The sequence below is a fragment of the Sphingomonas sp. BK580 genome, assembly GCF_014194975.1.
Lineage (GTDB): Bacteria > Pseudomonadota > Alphaproteobacteria > Sphingomonadales > Sphingomonadaceae > Sphingomonas.
Genome location: NZ_JACIAY010000010.1, coordinates 37,961 through 54,607, shown reverse-complemented (window position 1 = coordinate 54,607; position 16,647 = coordinate 37,961). Strand labels below are relative to the sequence as shown.

General features: G+C 72.2%; 17 protein-coding genes and 1 tRNA gene. 12 read left to right on the top strand and 6 right to left on the bottom strand.

Annotated features, from left to right (window positions below; genetic code table 11):
- Window positions 1–369: 369 nt before the first annotated feature.
- Entirely contained in the window at window positions 370–2,799 is a 2,430-nt protein-coding gene (gene hrpB, locus FHY05_RS16410; RefSeq protein WP_183945529.1) for an ATP-dependent helicase HrpB, read from the bottom strand.
- Between the two features lie 342 nt (window positions 2,800–3,141).
- The gene (locus tag FHY05_RS16405) at window positions 3,142–3,657 is read right to left on the bottom strand and encodes a ferritin-like domain-containing protein (RefSeq protein ID WP_183945528.1); all 516 of its coding nucleotides are present in this window, start codon (window positions 3,655–3,657) and stop codon (window positions 3,142–3,144) included.
- A gap of 152 nt (window positions 3,658–3,809) precedes the next feature.
- Here FHY05_RS16405 and nusB point away from each other — a divergent pair, with 152 nt between their 5' ends.
- Together nusB and FHY05_RS16395 are read left to right on the top strand one after the other, a co-directional pair.
- On the top strand, window positions 3,810–4,265 hold the full coding sequence (gene nusB / locus FHY05_RS16400; RefSeq protein ID WP_183945527.1) for a transcription antitermination factor NusB: 456 nt from the start codon (window positions 3,810–3,812) through the stop codon (window positions 4,263–4,265).
- Window position 4,266: 1 nt separating this feature from the next.
- Window positions 4,267–4,476, top strand: a complete 210-nt coding sequence (locus tag FHY05_RS16395) for a DUF4169 family protein (protein ID WP_183945526.1) — start codon at window positions 4,267–4,269, stop codon at window positions 4,474–4,476.
- 225 nt (window positions 4,477–4,701) lie between these two features.
- Here FHY05_RS16395 and FHY05_RS16390 read toward each other — a convergent pair whose 3' ends face one another.
- Window positions 4,702–5,382 (bottom strand): M24 family metallopeptidase, encoded by a 681-nt coding sequence (locus FHY05_RS16390; RefSeq protein ID WP_183945525.1) that lies wholly within the window; start codon window positions 5,380–5,382, stop codon window positions 4,702–4,704.
- Window positions 5,383–5,423: 41 nt separating this feature from the next.
- The gene (locus tag FHY05_RS16385; protein WP_183945524.1) at window positions 5,424–5,798 is read right to left on the bottom strand and encodes a hypothetical protein; all 375 of its coding nucleotides are present in this window, start codon (window positions 5,796–5,798) and stop codon (window positions 5,424–5,426) included.
- Window positions 5,799–5,894: 96 nt separating this feature from the next.
- Between FHY05_RS16385 and thiL the strand changes: the two genes are divergently transcribed.
- The 4 genes from thiL to FHY05_RS16365 all read left to right on the top strand — a co-directional run bounded on the left by thiL (window position 5,895) and on the right by FHY05_RS16365 (window position 11,186).
- Window positions 5,895–6,773, top strand: coding sequence for a thiamine-phosphate kinase (gene thiL / locus FHY05_RS16380; protein WP_183945523.1), 879 nt, complete (start codon window positions 5,895–5,897; stop codon window positions 6,771–6,773).
- An 80-nt stretch (window positions 6,774–6,853) separates the two neighbouring features.
- Window positions 6,854–9,037 (top strand): sodium-translocating pyrophosphatase, encoded by a 2,184-nt coding sequence (locus FHY05_RS16375; protein WP_183945522.1) that lies wholly within the window; start codon window positions 6,854–6,856, stop codon window positions 9,035–9,037.
- A gap of 250 nt (window positions 9,038–9,287) precedes the next feature.
- Window positions 9,288–10,727: a DNA methyltransferase gene (locus FHY05_RS16370; protein ID WP_183945521.1), complete on the top strand. Its 1,440-nt coding sequence runs from the start codon at window positions 9,288–9,290 to the stop codon at window positions 10,725–10,727.
- Between the two features lie 75 nt (window positions 10,728–10,802).
- Window positions 10,803–11,186 (top strand): hypothetical protein, encoded by a 384-nt coding sequence (locus tag FHY05_RS16365; RefSeq protein ID WP_183945520.1) that lies wholly within the window; start codon window positions 10,803–10,805, stop codon window positions 11,184–11,186.
- Window positions 11,187–11,188: 2 nt separating this feature from the next.
- On the opposite strand, the gene FHY05_RS16360 is transcribed toward FHY05_RS16365, so the two are convergent.
- A complete protein-coding gene (locus FHY05_RS16360) occupies window positions 11,189–11,704 on the bottom strand; it encodes a hypothetical protein (RefSeq protein WP_183945519.1) in 516 nt (171 codons plus the stop codon).
- 166 nt (window positions 11,705–11,870) lie between these two features.
- On the opposite strand from FHY05_RS16360, the gene infA reads away from it, so the two are divergent.
- The 6 genes from infA to FHY05_RS16330 all read left to right on the top strand — a co-directional run bounded on the left by infA (window position 11,871) and on the right by FHY05_RS16330 (window position 14,366).
- Window positions 11,871–12,116: a translation initiation factor IF-1 gene (infA, locus tag FHY05_RS16355; protein WP_022685627.1), complete on the top strand. Its 246-nt coding sequence runs from the start codon at window positions 11,871–11,873 to the stop codon at window positions 12,114–12,116.
- A gap of 44 nt (window positions 12,117–12,160) precedes the next feature.
- Window positions 12,161–12,751 carry a nucleoside triphosphate pyrophosphatase gene (locus tag FHY05_RS16350; RefSeq protein ID WP_183945518.1) on the top strand — a complete coding sequence of 197 codons (591 nt, stop codon included), beginning with the start codon at window positions 12,161–12,163 and terminating at the stop codon, window positions 12,749–12,751.
- Entirely contained in the window at window positions 12,744–13,667 is a 924-nt protein-coding gene (locus tag FHY05_RS16345; RefSeq protein WP_183945517.1) for a ribonuclease, read from the top strand. Before FHY05_RS16350 ends, FHY05_RS16345 begins: the two co-directional genes overlap by 8 nt.
- A complete protein-coding gene (locus FHY05_RS16340) occupies window positions 13,667–13,858 on the top strand; it encodes a DNA gyrase inhibitor YacG (protein WP_183945516.1) in 192 nt (63 codons plus the stop codon). The genes FHY05_RS16345 and FHY05_RS16340 overlap by 1 nt, the downstream gene beginning before the upstream one ends.
- Window positions 13,859–13,889: 31 nt before the next feature.
- Window positions 13,890–13,965 (top strand) — tRNA-Phe (locus FHY05_RS16335).
- 233 nt (window positions 13,966–14,198) lie between these two features.
- Window positions 14,199–14,366 (top strand): hypothetical protein, encoded by a 168-nt coding sequence (locus FHY05_RS16330; protein WP_183945515.1) that lies wholly within the window; start codon window positions 14,199–14,201, stop codon window positions 14,364–14,366.
- 799 nt (window positions 14,367–15,165) lie between these two features.
- Here the strand turns inward: FHY05_RS16330 and FHY05_RS16325 are convergent.
- Window positions 15,166–16,407 (bottom strand): DUF1996 domain-containing protein, encoded by a 1,242-nt coding sequence (locus FHY05_RS16325; protein WP_183945514.1) that lies wholly within the window; start codon window positions 16,405–16,407, stop codon window positions 15,166–15,168.
- Window positions 16,408–16,647: the final 240 nt, after the last annotated feature.

Below are 16,647 nucleotides of genomic sequence, written 5' to 3'. Positions count from 1 at the left end.
GACTGACGCGTTCGTACGATCATGTTCCACTCACATCGGATCGTCGATGTGAATGTTCACAATCGTGCGGAGAATCTTCGACTGGACTGTCTGCCGCGCGGCACCACGATCGACCGTCAACGCGCGTATCGATCGTGCGCCGCGAGTGAGGTGACATCGCCCAGGGCTGACGGGAGGATCGTCGGGGGATTCCGTGCGCCCCTGCTCGGATAGCCTCGACACCCCTCCATCGCGTGCCGCGCGCTAGTGGGGGAGAGACGGTGTCCCGGAGGGCACCCTCTCGGCTTGCCTCTGCCAAGCCGAGGCCGTCCTCACCCTTCAGGCGGGGAGGAGCCGAAGGTCGGCACAGCCGGTACTTGCCGCTCCGCTCTATCCCCGTCGCGCGTCAGCGTTCTTGGTGCGCAGCGTCGCGAGGGCGGCGGCGGGATCGTCGGGCCACGGGTGGCGCGGGTAGCGGCCGCGCATCTCCTTGGCCACCGCGTGCCAGCTGCCGCGCCAGAAGCCCGGCAGGTCGCGCGTCGTCTGGATCGGGCGGCCCGCGGGCGAGGTGAGCGACAGCACCAGCGGCACGCGCTCGGCCCCCACCACCGGGTGCTGGTCGAGCCCGAACAGCGCCTGCACGCGCAGCTCCACGGTCGGCCCCGCTTCGGCGCCATAGTCGATCGCGTGGGTCGAGCCCGCAGGGCTGGTGAAGTCTGCCGGCGCGACGCGATCGATCGCGCGCAGCGAGTCCCAGCCGAGCAGCCCGCGCAGCGCCTCGACCAGCGCGCCCGGCGCGATCGCGTCGAGCCGGCGCTTCCCATCGACCAGCGCGGGCAGCCACTCGTCGAGCCGCTCCAGCAGCGTGGCGTCGTCGAGCGGCACGCCTGCGTAGACCGCGCGCGTGCGCAGCGCCTCGGCCGCGCGCGACCACGGCAGCAGCGCCAGTCCGTGCGTGCGCACGCCCTCCACCAGTGCCGCCGCGATCGCCGCGGGGTCGGCCGTGCTGTCGGGCCCGCTCGACAGCCGGATCGCGCCGAGCCGGCGCTCGCGCAGCGGCTGCACGCCGCCGGTGGCGGGGTCGAAGTCGGCGGTGCGGCGCGTCTCGATCCGGTCGGCGAACAGCGCCTCCACCTCCTCCACCGCGATCGGCGCGGCGGCGAGGATGCGCGCCCCCGCCGCCATGCCTTGCGTCTCCGCCACCGCGAGCCACTCCGCGGTCGCGAGCGGCGAGGTCGGATCGAGCTTGAACCCGCGCCCGCCGGCCGACACCCAGCGCTCGCCGCCAGCGTCGCGCCGCCGCGCCACGCGATCGGGGAAGCCGAGCGCGACGCAGGCGCCGATCGAGTCGGGCCCGCCCTCGCCCTGCGCGCGCCTCACCAGCCCCGCCCAGCGCTTCGCCAGCCCGCGCGCGCTCTCCGCCTTGGGCGAGCGGTCGCCGCGCCAGCGGCGCCACCGCAGCTCCAGGTCGGCGTCCGGCCCGCCGAGCCCGCGCTCCTGCAGCAGCACCGCCACCTCGGCGGCGCGGCGCGGGTCGGGCGCGGCGAGCAGCATGTGCGCGAGCCGCGGCGGCATCGGCAACGCCGCGATCGCGCGGCCGTGCGCGGTCGGGCGGGAGTCGGCGTCGAGCGCGCCGAGCGCGGTGAGCCGGGCGCGCGCCTCCGTCACCGCGGCCTCGGGCGGCGCGTCGAGCCAGCGCAGGTCGCGCGGGCCGCTCACTCCCCACAACGCACAGGCGAGCACGAGCGCGGAGAGATCCGCCTCGAGGATCTCGGGCGGGTCGAAACGCGGCATGCCCGCGGTGGCCGCGGCCTCCCACAGACGATAGGCCACCCCCGGCCCCTGGCGCGCGGCGCGGCCGGCGCGCTGCGTCGCGGCGGCCTGGCTGGCGCGCTCGGTGACCAGCCGGGTCATCCCCGCGGCGCGGTCGTAGCGCGGGCGCCGCGCCAAACCGCTGTCGACCACCACGCGGATGCCGTCGAGCGTCAGGCTGGTCTCGGCGATGCTGGTGGCGAGCACCAGCTTACGCGCGCCGTCGGGCTCGGCCCGGATCGCGGCGCGCTGCGCAGCGGGGTCGAGGCTGCCGTGGAGGCGGTGGAGCCGCATCCCGGGCACGTCGCCGACGCGCTCGGCAGTGCGCTCGATCTCGGCGACGCCGGGGAGAAAGGCGAGCACCCCGCCCTCTTGCTCGCGCAGCGCCTGGCGGATCGCGGCCGCCATCGAGTCCTCGAGTCGCGCCTCGGCGGCGCGGCCGAGGTGGCGCAGTTCCAGCGGGTAGCTGCGCCCCTCGCTCTCGACCACGGACGCGCCGTCGAGCAAGGTGGCGAAGCGCGCGCCGTCGAGCGTCGCGGACATGGCGACGAGGCGCAGGTCGGGGCGTAGCGCGGCGCGCGCGTCGAGTGCGAGCGCGAGCCCGAAGTCGCCGTCGAGACTGCGCTCGTGCACCTCGTCGAACAGCAGCGCGGCGACGCCGGTCAGCTCGGGATCGCTCTGGAGCCGCGCGGTGAGGATGCCCTCGGTGACGACCGTGACTCGAGTCGCGGCGGAGCGCTTGGTGTCGAGCCGCGTGGCATAGCCGAAGGTCTGGCCGACCGGTTCGCCGGCGAGCTGCGCCATGCGTTCGGCCGCGGCACGCGCGGCGAGGCGGCGCGGCGAGGTGACGATGACCTCGCCGTCGCACCAGCGCTCGGTGAGCAGCGCGGGGGCGACCGCGGTGGTCTTGCCGGCGCCGGGCGGCGCCACCAGCACCGCGGCGCCGCCGTCGCGCAGCGCGGCGAGCAGTTCCGAGAGGACGGCGTGGATCGGCAGCGTCGGGGTCACGCGGCCTGCCCTAGCGGGGGGCGGGGGCGGGAAGAAGGGGGGCGGCGTTACGGATACCGCGGCGTGCGCTGTCTCACCCGACACCCACCGCTCGTGCCCCGGCGGACGCCGGGGGCCAGTCGGGAAGGCGGTGGTGGTGACGCGCGACGGTCGTCACATGCCAACGTGGGCGCACGCGGAGACGTGGGCGTGGCTCCCGGCACCTGCCTCAGCAACGTCCCCCACCTGGGCCCCGGCTCTCGCCGGGGAACAAGAAGGAAGGTAGGCGTCCGGCCGCTCTCCGACCAGACGCCCTGCCACCTCGAGCCTCACGAGCCGCGCGGTCCGAGCCGCCCCTCCGCCTCACGCGGTCGCGAGGTCCGCCTTGGCGTTGGCCTTGCTCTCGGCCAGCGTGGTCAGCTTCTCGTCGGTCGACTTCTCCTCGTCGAGCGTCGCCTGCAGCAGGGTGACGACCTGGTCGTGGCCCATCTGCTTGGCCCAGGCGATCAGCGTGCCGTAGCGCGTGATCTCATAATGCTCGACCGCCTGCGCCGAGGCGATCAGCGCGGCGTCGAGCACCGACTTGTCGGCGATGTCGCCGGCGACCTCGTTGGCCTCCTTGATGATGCCGTCGATCGCGGGGCAGGTGACCGCCTTGGCCTTCTCGCCCAGCGCCTCGAACGCCTGCTCCAGCCGCGCGATCTGGCCCTCGGTCTCACGCAGGTGGGTCTCGAAGCCCTGTTTCAGCTCGGGCGCGGTCGCCTTCTCGATCATCTTGGGCAGCGCCTTGGTGATCTGGTTCTCGGCGTAATAGATGTCCTGCAGCGTGTGCAGGAATAGGTCGTGCAGCGTCTCGATGTCTTTGGTGAACAGGCCCATGGTGATGCTCCTCTGACAATGTTCGAAGGGATGGTGCACGAACGACGGGCGGGCGGGGACGTTGCGCCAGATCAGCGCGCGAACAGGCTGATCGAGATCAACGGCGCGGGAGGGGTGACGCGGCGCGCGCACCGGCGTACAGGGCGCCGCTTATGTCCCGCACCGCTGCCCGCACCAAGGCCCGCGCCGCCGCCCGCCTCGCCGCCGTCCAGGCGTTGTACCAGCACGAGATGGAGGGCACCGTTCTGCCCGCGCTGCTCCACGAGTTCCACCACCACCGGCTCGGCGCCGAGATCGAGGAGGCGCAGTACGCCGAGGCCGACGTCGACTTCTTCGACGACCTCGTCACCGGCACGCACGCGCGCCAGGGCGAGATCGACCGGCTGATCGAGGCGAAGCTGAGCACCGGCTGGACGCTCGAGCGGCTCGACAAGCCGATGAAGGCGATCCTGCGCGCCGGCTGCTACGAGCTGCTCGCGCGCGAGGACGTGCCGGTGGGCGCGGCGATCAGCTCCTACGTCGACGTCGCGCATGCCTTCTACCAGAAGCGCGAGGCGGGGTTCGTCAACGGACTGCTCGACAATATCGCCAAGGACGTACGCGGCTGAGATGGGCGAGCTGGTCTCGCTGAACCGCGCGCGCAAGGCGAGAAAGCGCGCCGAGGACGCCACGCAGGCGGCGGCCAACCGCGTCGCGCACGGCCGCACCAAGGCGGAGAAGCAGGCCGAGCGGCAGGAGCGCGCGCGCCAAGAGGCGGTGCTCGACGGGGCGGCGCTGGAGCGCGGGCGCGACGATGCTAAGGCGACGAGCGAGGTGTGATGGGCCGGGGCGAGCGTCGGTTCCGCTCCACGCCCTTCCCCACCCCTCCTCGCCGTCATCCTGATTTCGTCTCAGGATCCACCGCGCCGCCAGAGCCGCGACCGCTGAGTGTGCGGCCCGGGGATCCCGTGCCAAGGCGCTCCCGAGCTTGTCGACGCATCTGGGGTGACGGCAAGGGGAAGGCGGTGCGTCTCTAGCTCGCCGTCGCATCTTCTCCGCCGCCGCTCACGCCAGCTGGATCAGTCGCTCGTAGAAGCCGGCGAACCGCCCTCCGGGCTCGACCAGGTGGACCTCGCAGATCCAGTGGCGCTCTGCGCCGTTGGCGTCCGGATCGCGCAGCCGGGTCGGGTTCTCCGCGCTGATCTGGTGGGTCCGCTTGGCGCCGGGCAGCCGCGCGTGCGGGAATTCGGCGACGATATGCCCCGCGATCCGTCCGCCGAAGCGCCACCCCGCCGCCGCGGCCGACTCGCACGCGAAGGCGTAGAGCGCGGCGCCCGTGATGTCGGGCTCGGCGCGGAAGCGCGCGCAGACCGCGGCGAACTGCGCCTCCAGGTCGCGGCACAAGGCGTGCTTCACCGGGTCGCCTCCGTGAGCGTAGCTCGCGCCGACATCGGCCTCCCACGTGCCGAACACCGGGCCGAGGTCGAGGAAGACGATGTCGTCGGCGGCGATCTCGCGCACCGGCGGATTCTCCGCCGCGATCGCCAGCGTGTTAGCGCCGGCGCGCACGATCCGCTTGTGCCAGTGTCGCTCGACGCCGAAGTCGCGCTCGGCCAGCGCGTAGATGTCGCGCTCGACCGCGCGTTCGCTGCGTCCGGGCGCGATCAGTCCGCGCGCCTCGATCGCCGCGAGCAGGTCGAGCGCGCGCCGCTCCGCCGCCTCCAGTTCCACCCGCCGCTGCGTCATCCCGCGCCTCCCGCTTTCATCATAGCGGGAGCGCGCGCCGATCACAGCAGGTGGCGCTCTTCCCAGGCGAGCAGGTCGTGGAAGCGACGCTGCAGGGTCACCACGGCGGCGCGATAGCCCGCGGCGTCGTCGCGGATCGCGGCGGGCGGCCAGCGCGCGATGTGCGCGCTATAGTCGGCGCGAAGCGCGTCGAGCTGCTCCCGATGAGCGGTCGCCGTCGCGGCGAAGTCCGGCTCGGCGGCGGCGCGTGCGGCAACCGCGCGCTGCTCCTCCCGGCTGTGCGTCTGGAAGATGCGCGAGAACTCGAGCCGCTCGCGTAGCAGCACGCCGCTGGCATGGCCGGTCGAGTCCATCAGGGGCAGGAAACGCGCCATCCGCCGGCGAAGGTCATCATGTTCGGCCGGTACGCCCGACATCGTCAGCTCCTATCAGGCGATCGACCTTACGGCCCGGGCGTTAACGAGCGGTTCGCCGCGCACGACAACCCGGGACGCCGCCGCTATGCCGCCCGCATGACCGAGGCCGATCTCCTCACGCGCCTGCGCCGTCTGCCGCTCCATCCCGGCGCGCGCGGCCTCGCCGACGACACCGCGACACTCGGCGGCTACACGCTCACCACCGACACGCTGGTGGAGGGCGTCCACTTCCTCCCCGACGACCCCGCCGCCGACGTGGCGTGGAAGCTGCTCGCGACCAATTACTCCGATCTCGCCGCCAAGGGTGCTTCGGTGGAAGGCGTGCTGCTCAACTACCCGCTGCGCGACGCCGACTGGGACAGCGCCTTCCTCGACGGGCTCGACGCCGCGCTGCGCGCACTCGGCGGCGCTTTGCTCGGCGGCGACACGGTGACGCTGCCCGCCGGCGCACCGCGCGTGCTGACGCTCACCGCGATAGGGCGCGACGCCGCCGACCCGGCGCGCGACGGCGCGCGCGCGGGCGACGCGCTCTGGGTCACCGGCACGATCGGCGACGCCGGCGCGGGGCTGGCGATCGCGCGCGCGGGCCGCGGCGACGCGGCGCTGCTGGCGCGCTACCGCCGCCCGGTGCCGCGACTGGCCGAGGGGCGCGTGCTCGCGCCGCTGGTCGCCGCGATGATGGACGTCTCGGACGGGCTGCTGATCGACGCCGCGCGGATGGCGGCGGCGAGCGGGGTCGCCGTGACGGTCGAGCTCGCCGACGTGCCGCTGGCGGCCGGCGTCACCGACGCGCTCGCCGCCGCGACCGCGGGCGACGATTACGAGCTCCTCTTCGCCGCCGCGCCCGGCTTCGTCGCGCCCGTGCCGGCGACCCGCGTCGGGCGGTTCGAGCCCGGCGCGGGGCTGCGGCTGACCCGCGCCGGCGAGCCGCTGCCGCCCCCTCCCCGGCTCGGGTATGAGCACGGGTTGCGCTGACGTTCCCGCATGTTAGCCTCCGCCTCCCGCGCGACACCTCCCGGCGACAGACCGGGCGCGCAACAGGAGGGATGTGAGGCATGACGATCGTCTACCTTGCCATCGTCTGCGGCGTGATCGCCGTACTCTATGGCTTCGTCACCAGCCGCCAGGTGCTCGCCGCGTCGCCGGGCAATGAGCGGATGCAGGATATCGCCAGCGCGATCCAGGAGGGGGCCAAGGCCTATCTCGGGCGCCAGTACACCACCATCGCCGTGGTCGGCGCGATCGTCGCGGTCGTGCTCGCGGTCACGCTCGGGCTGCTCTCCACGGTCGGCTTCGTCATCGGCGCCCTGCTCTCGGGCGTCGCCGGCTTCGTCGGCATGACGATCTCGGTGCGCGCCAACGTCCGCACCGCCGAGGCGGCGCGCTCGACGCTCCAGCGCGGGCTGACGATGGCGTTCCGCTCGGGCGCGGTGACGGGGATGCTCGTCGCCGGGCTGGGGCTGCTCTCCATCGCCCTGTTCTTCTGGTACCTCACCGGGCCGGCGGGGCTGCTGCCCAACGACCGCGCGATCGTCGAGGCGCTCACCGCGCTGGCGTTCGGCGCCTCGCTGATCTCGATCTTCGCGCGGCTGGGCGGCGGCATCTTCACGAAGGCGGCGGACGTCGGCGCCGACCTAGTCGGCAAGGTCGAGGCCGGCATCCCCGAGGACGATCCGCGAAACCCCGCGGTGATCGCTGACAATGTCGGCGACAACGTGGGCGACTGCGCCGGCATGGCGGCCGACCTGTTCGAGACCTATGTCGTCACGCTTGGCGTCACCATGGTGTCGATCGCGCTGCTGATCCAGGCCGACGCGGCCGAGCTGATGCGCCTGATGAGCCTGCCGCTCGCGGTCGGCGGCGTGTGCATCGTCACCTCGATCATCGGCACCTACATGGTGCGGCTCGGCGGCGGCTCGATCATGGGCGCGCTGTACAAGGGCTTCTGGACCTCGGCCGTGCTGTCGATCCCCGCGATCTGGGCGGTGACTCAGTGGACCCTCGGCGACCTGCACCGCGTGATCGGCGGCGCGGGCTTCCTCGACGCCGGCGGCGGCGCGGTGCCCGACGCGGGCGCCACCTCGCAGGCGGCGAGCGGCGTCGCGGGCGTACCCGCGGCGAGTGCCTTCACCGGCTACGACCTGTTCTTCTCGATGCTGATCGGGCTGGCGGTGACCGGGCTGATCGTGTGGATCACCGAATATTACACCGGGACGAACTACCGCCCGGTCAAGTCGATCGCCCGGGCGAGCGAGACCGGCCACGGCACCAACGTGATCCAGGGCCTCGCGATCAGCCTCGAGGCGACCGCGCTGCCGACCGTCGTGATCGTGGTCGCGGTGGTCGCGGCGTACAAGCTCGCCGGGATCATCGGCATCGCCTTCGCCGCGACCGCGATGCTGGCGCAGGCGGGCATGGTGGTCGCGCTCGACGCCTACGGCCCGGTGACCGACAATGCCGGCGGCATCGCCGAGATGGCGGGGCTGGAGGACGAGGTGCGCGAGCGCACCGACGCGCTCGACGCGGTCGGCAACACCACCAAAGCGGTGACCAAGGGTTATGCGATCGGCTCCGCCGGCCTCGCCGCGCTGGTGCTGTTCGGCGCCTACACCACCGACCTGCAGACCTATTTCCCCGACCTGTCGGTCAACTTCTCGCTCAGCAACCCGTACGTGATCGTCGGATTGCTGCTCGGCGCGCTGCTGCCCTATCTGTTCGGCGCCTTCGGGATGACCGCGGTGGGGCGCGCGGCGGGCGCGGTGGTCGAGGAGGTGCGCCAGCAGTTCCGCGACAATCCCGGCATCATGCAGGGAACCAGCCGTCCGAACTACGGCCGCACCGTCGACCTCGTCACCCGCGCCGCGATCCGCGAGATGATCGTGCCCTCGCTGCTGCCGGTGCTGTCGCCGATCGCGCTCTATTTCATCGTCACCGCGGTGGACGGCCAGGCGAGCGGCTTCGCCGCGCTGGGCGCGATGCTCCTCGGCGTGATCGTCTCGGGGCTGTTCGTGGCGCTGTCGATGACCTCCGGCGGCGGCGCCTGGGACAATGCCAAGAAGTTCATCGAGGACGGCAATCACGGCGGCAAGGGCTCGGAGGCGCACAAGGCCGCGGTGACCGGCGACACCGTCGGGGACCCGTACAAGGACACCGCCGGGCCGGCGGTCAACCCGATGATCAAGATCACCAACATCGTCGCCCTGCTGCTGCTCGCCGCGCTGGCGGGCGGTGGTGGCTGAGGCGGCGATTTACCCACGCCGGACGAGATGGTGCCCCGGCGCAGGCCGGGGTCCAGCTGGGAACCCGTCGTAGGTCTCACCCGGACCTTCCCACCTGGGCCCGGACCTGCGCCGGGGCACAACGTCCAGCGCTGCCGCGCCGCAGATTGATCCGCATCGAACCTTACCGCCCTCGTGCCGTGGCGCGATTGTCCGTTCCGGATGAACCAGCCCGTGACGCCCTCGTACCAACCACGCTCCGCTCGCGCGCATGGGTACGAACCGACCGACGAACCACCTCTACTACGGCGACAATCTCGACGTGCTGCGGCGTGAGATCGCGGACGCCAGCGTCGACCTGATCTACCTCGACCCGCCGTTCAACTCGAACGCCAGCTACAACATCCTCTTCCGCGCGCCCGACGGCGCGGGCACCGCGGCACAGGTCGAGGCCTTCCACGACAGCTGGCATTGGAACGACGCCGCCGCCGACGCCTTCGACCAGGTCGCGCGCAGCGGTCATGCGGAGGCGTTCCAGCTGCTCGACTCGCTGCGCCGCTTCCTCGGCGAGAACGACATGCTCGCCTACCTGGCGATGATGACGATCCGGCTGATCGAGCTGCGCCGGGTGCTGAAGCCGAGCGGCAGCCTCTACCTCCACTGCGACCCGACCGCGGGCCATTACCTCAAGCTGCTGCTCGACGGCGTGTTCGCGCCGCGCGCCTTCCGCCGCGAGATCGTGTGGCGCTCCGGCTGGGTGAGCGGCTTCAAGAGTCGCACCGCCAACTGGGTGCGCAACCACGACACGATCTTCTACTACGTTCGCGACCCCGCCGCCGACTGGACCTTCAACAAGCAATATGTCGCGCACGCCGCCGGGTACGAGCGGCGCGGCGGGGGCGCCAACCCGCTCGGCAAGCCGATCGACGACGTGTGGGACGATCCCGCGCTCTACTCGCCCAACATCAAGTCCTTCTCGGTCGAGAAACTGGGCTATCCGACGCAGAAGCCGGTCGCGCTGCTGGAGCGGATCATCGCCGCCTCGTCGCGGCCCGGCGACCTCGTGCTCGACCCGTTCTGCGGCTGCGGCACCGCGGTGCACGCCGCGCAGAAGCTGGCGCGGCGCTGGACCGGGATCGACGTCACCCATCTCGCCATCGCGCTGATCGAGAAGCGCCTGCACGCCGCCTTCCCCGACGCCCGCTTCACCGTCGAGGGCACGCCGCGCGACCTCGCCTCGGCCGAGGACCTGGCGCGGCGCGATCGCTACCAGTTCCAATGGTGGGTCGTCTTCCTGATCGGCGCGATGCCGCACGGCGGGCGGCGCAAGGGCGCGGACGGCGGCGTCGACGGGCTGCTCTACTGCCGCCCCGACGGGCGCACGGTCGAGCGCGCGCTGGTGTCGGTGAAGAGCGGCGAGCAGGTCGGCGTCGCGATGGTGCGCGAGCTCCACGCGGCGATGGTGCGCGATCGCGCGATCGCGGGCGTGTTCGTCACCCGCGCCGCGCCGACCGAGCCGATGATCCGCGAGGCCGCCGCGGTGGGGCGGTTCGCCAGCAGCGCGACCGGGCGCAGCTACGCGCGGCTCCAGATCCTCACGCTCGCCGAGCTGATGGCGGGCAAGCGCCCCGACCTGCCGCATGTCGACCCCGACGCCGCCTTCCGCCAGGCCGTGCGGGAGGATCGCGGCGGCCAGGGTTCGCTGCTGTGAGGGAATCCGTCGAAACACACGTCAATCAGTCACTTAGCTTCAATATACCGGGGGGCCCCGTGCTAGCGGCTCGGGATGCCGCCCGCTTACTCCTTCGCGATCGACCCCGACCGCGACCTCGTCCGCATCACCATCGCCGGCTTCTTCACGGCACCCGACATCACCGCGTTCGCGCACGGGCTGGTGGCGGCGCAGCGGGAGCTGCGCTGCGCGCCCAACCGCCACGTCACCCTCGTCGACATGCGTGCGATCGACATCCAGGCGCAGGACAGCGTCAACGCCTTCCAGCGCGTGGTCGGCGACCCCGCCACCGCGTCGCGCCGCCTCGCCTTCGTGGTCGGCCTGTCACTGGCGCGGCGCCAGATCCGCCGCGCGGCCGAGATGCGCGGCGCCGCCTTCTTCGCCACGCCGGGCGAGGCCGAGGCCTGGCTGCTCTCCGACGCGCCGCCGCCCGCCTGACCTCACCGCCGCGCGGCCTTGCCCAGCGCGAGCAGCTCGGCGCGCTGGGCTGGCTTCAGGAGCGCGAGCGGCACGAACGGCGGCACCCCGCCGTCGCGTCGACGGAACAGTAGCAGTTCGCCCCGCTCCACCGCCGCGACCTCGTCCCAGCCGAACCGCAGCGTGCCGCGCGACGAGGCCAGCACCAGCCCGCTGTCGCACCACCCCAGCGTGGTGAGCAGCGCGGTCTCGGGCTGGCGCGCGAAGCGGCGCCGGACGCGCCGCACCAGCCGCCGGCGTGGCGCCAGCGGCGCCACCAGCAGCATCGCCGCGCTCCAGCCCAGCGCGGCGAGCACCAGCGCGGCCTCCATGGCAGTCCGCTCGCCCCCGCCGAGATCGCCCATGCCGAGCGCGGCCGCGAGCACCGCCCGGGGCAGCGCGATCAACGTGACCCTGCGCCACCAGCCGCGCCCCGCGGCGCCGTCGCGCGTCGCCGCCAGCAGGTCCTCGCCGCGCAACGTGAAAGTGGCAGCCCCCATGCGCCACTATAGACGGCCGCGCGCGCCGACTTGCCGAACCGCCCCGCACTGTCCATATACGGGGCGCGCCGCGCCTTACGGGTCGCCGCGCGATCCACGCGCTCGCCTTTCCTTTCTCCGCCGTCTCGGCTAAGGGCGCGCGCACTCAGCGCGAAAGAGACACCGTTTGGCGAAAGAAGAACTCCTCGAGATGCGCGGGCAGGTGGTGGAGCTGCTGCCCAACGCGATGTTCCGCGTCCGGCTCGAGAACGACCATGAGATCCTCGGCCACACCGCGGGCAAGATGCGCAAGAACCGCATCCGCGTCCTCGTCGGCGACGAGGTGCTGGTCGAGCTGACCCCGTACGACCTCACCAAGGGTCGCATCACCTACCGCTTCATGCCCGGCCGCGGCGGCCCCGGCCCGTCCTGAGCCGCGCGCCGGACGAGCCCTCCCATGACGCCGACGGTGAGAGCGTGACGCCGCCCGACGGCGCCGCGCCGCTGGTGCTCGCCTCCTCCTCGCCGCGCCGCCGCGACCTGCTCGCGCGGCTCGGCGTGGTGCCCGCGCGGACCGAGTCGCCCGACATCGACGAGACGCCGCGCCCGCGCGAGCTGCCGCGCGCCTATGCGCTGCGCCTCGCCGAGGAGAAAGCGAGCGCGGTGGCGCGCGGAGCGGGCGAGGCGGTGCTCGCGGGCGACACCACGATCGCGCTCGGCCGGCGCATCCTCCCCCCCGCCGCCGACCAGGAGGTGCAGCGCACCTTGCTGCGGCTGCTCGCCGGGCGGCGCCACCACGCGCTGTCGGCGGTGTGCGTGATCGCCCCCGACGGCCGCGCGCGCACCCGACTGGCCGACACGGTGGTCGCGTTCAAGCCGCTGAGCGAGTTGGAGATCGATGCGTATCTCGCGTGCGGCGAGGGGCTCGGCAAGGCGGGCGGCTATGCCATACAGGGTCGCGCCGAGGCGTTCGTGCGCTTCCTCGCCGGCAGCCACTCCGGCGTGATCGGCCTGCCCTTGTTCGAGACCCGCGCGCTGCTCGCCGCGGCGGGCGTCACCTTTGGCTGAGTGGCTGTACGAGGAGGGCATCGGCGAGGCGCGCGCCGCGCTGGTCGAGGGCGAGCGAATCCTCGCCGCGCGGATCGAGCTGCCCGACGGCCTGCGCGTCGGCACCGTCGCACCGGCGCGGCTGCGCGAGCGCCAGGTCGCGGTACTGGAGGACGGGCGCGAGCTGCTGCTCGACCGCGCGCCGCCGGGCGTGACGCTCGGCGCGCGGTTGACCGTGGAGGTGACGCGCGAGGCGATCCCCGAGCCCGGCCGCGCCAAGCGCGCGCGCGGGCGCGTCACCGATGCCGCGCCGGTCGCGGGCGCGAGCCTGCTTGCGCGGATCACCGCGACCGGCCTGCCCGTGGTCGAGCCGCGCGCGCACGAGGCCGATGTGCTCGAGGCGGCGGGCTGGTCGGAGGTGCTGGAGGAAGCGCGTACCGGCGAGATCGCCTTCGCCGGCGGCGCGCTGCGCCTGTCGCCCACGCCGGCGATGACGCTGTTCGACGTCGACGGCGACGACGCGCCCGACGCGCTCGCGCTGCGCGCCGCGACCGCGGTGGCGCTGGCGATCCGGCGCCACGGCATCGGCGGCTCGATCGGGATCGACTTCCCCAGCATCACCGGCAAGGCGGCGCGCCAGGCGGTCGCCGCCGCGCTCGACGCCGCGCTGCCGCCGCCGTTCGAGCGTACCGCGGTCAACGGCTTCGGTTTCCTTCAAGTGGTGCGACCGCGCCCGCGCGCCTCTCTGCCCGAGCGGCTGCGCGAGGATCCCGTCGGCGCCGAGGCGCGCGCCGCGCTGCGCCGGATCGAGCGCGAGCCGCCGAGCGCCTCGCCGCGCCACCGCCTGCCCGAGCCGGTGCGCGCGCGCGTGCTCGCCACCCCCGATTGGCAGGACGCGCTGCTGCGGCGGACCGGGCGGCTTCTTATCTTCGAGTGATGACCCAGCCCTGCCCGATCTGCGCCGCCCCGGCGCACCCCGACCATGCCCCCTTCTGCGGCCGCGGCTGCAAGGACCGCGACCTGCTGCGCTGGCTGGGCGAAGGCTATCGCCTGCCCGGACCCGCGATCGACGACGAGATGCACGGCGACTCGCACGGGGGGCTGGACAAGCCGCGCGACACCGCCTAGGGACCGCGCCTCACCGCTCGGCGAGCGGTGCGCCCAAGTAGCTCAGTTGGTAGAGCATACGACTGAAAATCGTAGTGTCGGTGGTTCGATCCCGCCCTTGGGCACCATTCCCCCTCGTACCGGCCAGTCTCGATCATGGTCCAGTCGGACGATCAGGTCCGCGACGAGCGATCTTACCGCCGGATGCTGCCCAACCCGCCATTCTCGTCCACTCGACAGCTCTGACTGACCGTCGGGCCTGGTTGCACCTCATCCCTCGCGCGTGGGCCGTGCCGACCTGTCCCACACCGAGAACCTCTCTGCGCCTGAAGTTCGCTCGCATCGGCGGTATGGCGCCGTTGTGACGAATCATTTCCCTTATGTGGTGGCCCCCCGCCCCTCCGGTGGTGACGAGGAGCTGTGGGGCCTGTACCTTCCCGCCGAGCGCCGCTGGATCGACATCGTCTTCCGGTCGAAACATGAGGCCGACCGACTCTGCGACGAGATGAGGCGCGGCTCACCCGAGTAGCGCCTGCTGACGGAAAGGTGCGCCGGCCATCGCCGTGATCGGATACACCGCGCCACCAGGTCACCTGGTCGTCCAAGGCGAGACCGCGGGCGGCGGCGATCGCCGCCCCGCGTCGCTCCTGGCTCAAGCGCTCTGTCGCGCGCGGGCCATCTTGCGCCCACGACGCGACGGGCCGAATGGCACCGGAGCCGAGGCTCATCATCCCCAGGTCGCGGACTCGGGCGCGGCCGAGGTCACCTTGCCTTCCCCGGACGCGGACGCCTGCCCGTTCGAGCCCTTGGACTGCCAGCGGGCGACGACGTCGTCGAGCGCGACTTTGCGCGTGCCCGTGCACCGACTCGGCGAGACGCCTCCGGTGGCCGGCGCGTCGTTCGCTCACCCGCTGCTGGCGCCGCCGTCGCAGTTCACGCCGGCGAACAGGCACGCGTCACGCGCGCCCTGACCGTTGAAGTGCCGGCCTTCGCCGTGGCGATGAAGCGGCCGGGCACCGCCCTGGCGCCGCTCGGGTCGACCGACGTGTCGCGGCCGAACGACGACGGCTCGGAGCTGGCGCTCGGCGCCGTCGAGCTGTTGTCGACACGTCACGGGGAGTCTCACACGGCCCCGGCGCCGTCGGCCGGTGGGAAGTCGACATGTTGACGCCGTGGTCCCGACGAGGCGGGAACCGGCCGCCGCGGCGAGGCTGGTGATCCACGAGACCGTCGGTTCGCGACACCGCGCCGCGGCGGCTTCTTCAAGCCAGTCGCGGCGCGGCGGTGATCGGTGGCGCGGGCGTCACCCCGCGCCGGCTGAGGCTCGCTTACTTCGGCAGGTCGACCAGCCGCGGCGTGGCGTTCCAGGTGAAGTCGTCGCGCATCTTCAGCTGGAGACCGTTGCCGAGGTCACCGCCCGAGCAGTTGAGCAGCTTGTTGATGCAGTTCTCGGTCCACATCGCGAGCACCTTGTCGTCCCAGGCGCCGATCCAATCGGCGTGGAAGGTGGAACCGGGGCGCTGCGTCGCCATGCCGGGCATCGAGTCCGAGGCGAGCGTCCAGGTGCTCTTGCCCTCGCTCCAGTCGCCCGAGGTGTCGAGGTCTTCGTCCACCGTGTACCAGGCGCCGAGCGTGAAGGTCGGGACGATATACGGGTGGGTCGCCGGGCACTTCAGGATCCCGTCCCAGCCGTAGCTCGGGAAGGCCATGTGGCTGCGGTGGTCACCGGAGTTGAGCTGCCTTCCGTTCCAGCAGCTCGGCGCCTGGATCACCGCGCCGATGCGATTGCCGACCGGGCAGAACTTCGCCGCCGTGACGAGGTCCGGATAATGGCCGGGCGTCGCGGTCGGACCGTCGCAGTTGAAGTAGAAGTTGTTCTCGCTCTTACCGGTGCTCATGTTGTAGCCGAATACGAAGCGCAGTCCGCGCGGCATCTCGACGCAGGCCTTGCCCTCGATGCGGCAAGCCGGACTGCTCTCGGGAAGGCGCTTGTAATAGATCGAGACATAGTCCGGGCGGACGACCTTGCCCTTGCCGTTGAGCATCGCCGGCACCCAGTAGGCCGAGCGATTGAGCTTGTTGTTGCACGTGCTGTCGCCGCTGAAGCGAAGCTTCCCGTAATTGGAATACGCGTTAGCACCGGTGTTGCCGAAAAACTGGTGCGCGTGGGACTTGCCGGGCTGACCCGGGAAGACGATCGGGTCGTCCTTGAGGACTTGGCCGGGCATGCAGATGAAGCGGAAGGCGCCGACCACGTCCGGCGCGCCCGAGTCCGGGATCGCGCCCGTTCCCCAGGATGGGACGAGCAGGTCGTCCGCCTTGAAGTTGCTGGCATAGACCGGCTGCTGGACGACGCCGAACGGCCCGGTCTTGCGGATCGCGTCGACGGGGAGCCCGTCGGCGGCGAGCTTCACCGCGGCCGCGGGCGTGGCCGCCGGCGCCGGTGCAGCCGGACCGGCGACCACCGCGACGAGGCTGGTGGCGGTCTGCGCGACGCCGGCGGTGTTCGTCGCGGCATAGGCACTCGACGCGGCGACCACGGCCGCGCCCACGATCCAGAGCTTCTTCATGCAACCCCCGAAGAGACAGACATTGGGACGGAGCCGCGGCAACGATCCCGCGGATCGCGCGCCTTCCGACGAGACATGTCTTACGCCATCATTCCATTCGGATCGGTTAAGTCGCAAGGTTTCATTCTGTTAACCGACGCAAGGCGTGGTCGTGCTTTAATTAACTTAATGAATACGAGATCGAGGCAAGCATGTTCCAATACGCTGCTTTGGCGTATCTCCGGTTCCATCGAGCGAACC

What these genes read in the sequence shown, in the direction of transcription:
- FHY05_RS16405 (WP_183945528.1), bottom strand. Translation starts at nt 3,657, where the DNA reads ATGGGCCTGTTCACCAAAGACATCGAGACGCTGCACGACCTATTCCTG.
- nusB (WP_183945527.1), top strand. Translation starts at nt 3,810, where the DNA reads ATGTCCCGCACCGCTGCCCGCACCAAGGCCCGCGCCGCCGCCCGCCTC.
- FHY05_RS16395 (WP_183945526.1), top strand. Translation starts at nt 4,267, where the DNA reads ATGGGCGAGCTGGTCTCGCTGAACCGCGCGCGCAAGGCGAGAAAGCGC.
- FHY05_RS16390 (WP_183945525.1), bottom strand. Translation starts at nt 5,382, where the DNA reads ATGACGCAGCGGCGGGTGGAACTGGAGGCGGCGGAGCGGCGCGCGCTC.
- FHY05_RS16385 (WP_183945524.1), bottom strand. Translation starts at nt 5,798, where the DNA reads ATGTCGGGCGTACCGGCCGAACATGATGACCTTCGCCGGCGGATGGCG.
- thiL (WP_183945523.1), top strand. Translation starts at nt 5,895, where the DNA reads ATGACCGAGGCCGATCTCCTCACGCGCCTGCGCCGTCTGCCGCTCCAT.
- FHY05_RS16375 (WP_183945522.1), top strand. Translation starts at nt 6,854, where the DNA reads ATGACGATCGTCTACCTTGCCATCGTCTGCGGCGTGATCGCCGTACTC.
- FHY05_RS16370 (WP_183945521.1), top strand. Translation starts at nt 9,288, where the DNA reads ATGGGTACGAACCGACCGACGAACCACCTCTACTACGGCGACAATCTC.
- FHY05_RS16365 (WP_183945520.1), top strand. Translation starts at nt 10,803, where the DNA reads ATGCCGCCCGCTTACTCCTTCGCGATCGACCCCGACCGCGACCTCGTC.
- FHY05_RS16360 (WP_183945519.1), bottom strand. Translation starts at nt 11,704, where the DNA reads ATGGGGGCTGCCACTTTCACGTTGCGCGGCGAGGACCTGCTGGCGGCG.
- FHY05_RS16340 (WP_183945516.1), top strand. Translation starts at nt 13,667, where the DNA reads ATGACCCAGCCCTGCCCGATCTGCGCCGCCCCGGCGCACCCCGACCAT.
- FHY05_RS16325 (WP_183945514.1), bottom strand. Translation starts at nt 16,407, where the DNA reads ATGAAGAAGCTCTGGATCGTGGGCGCGGCCGTGGTCGCCGCGTCGAGT.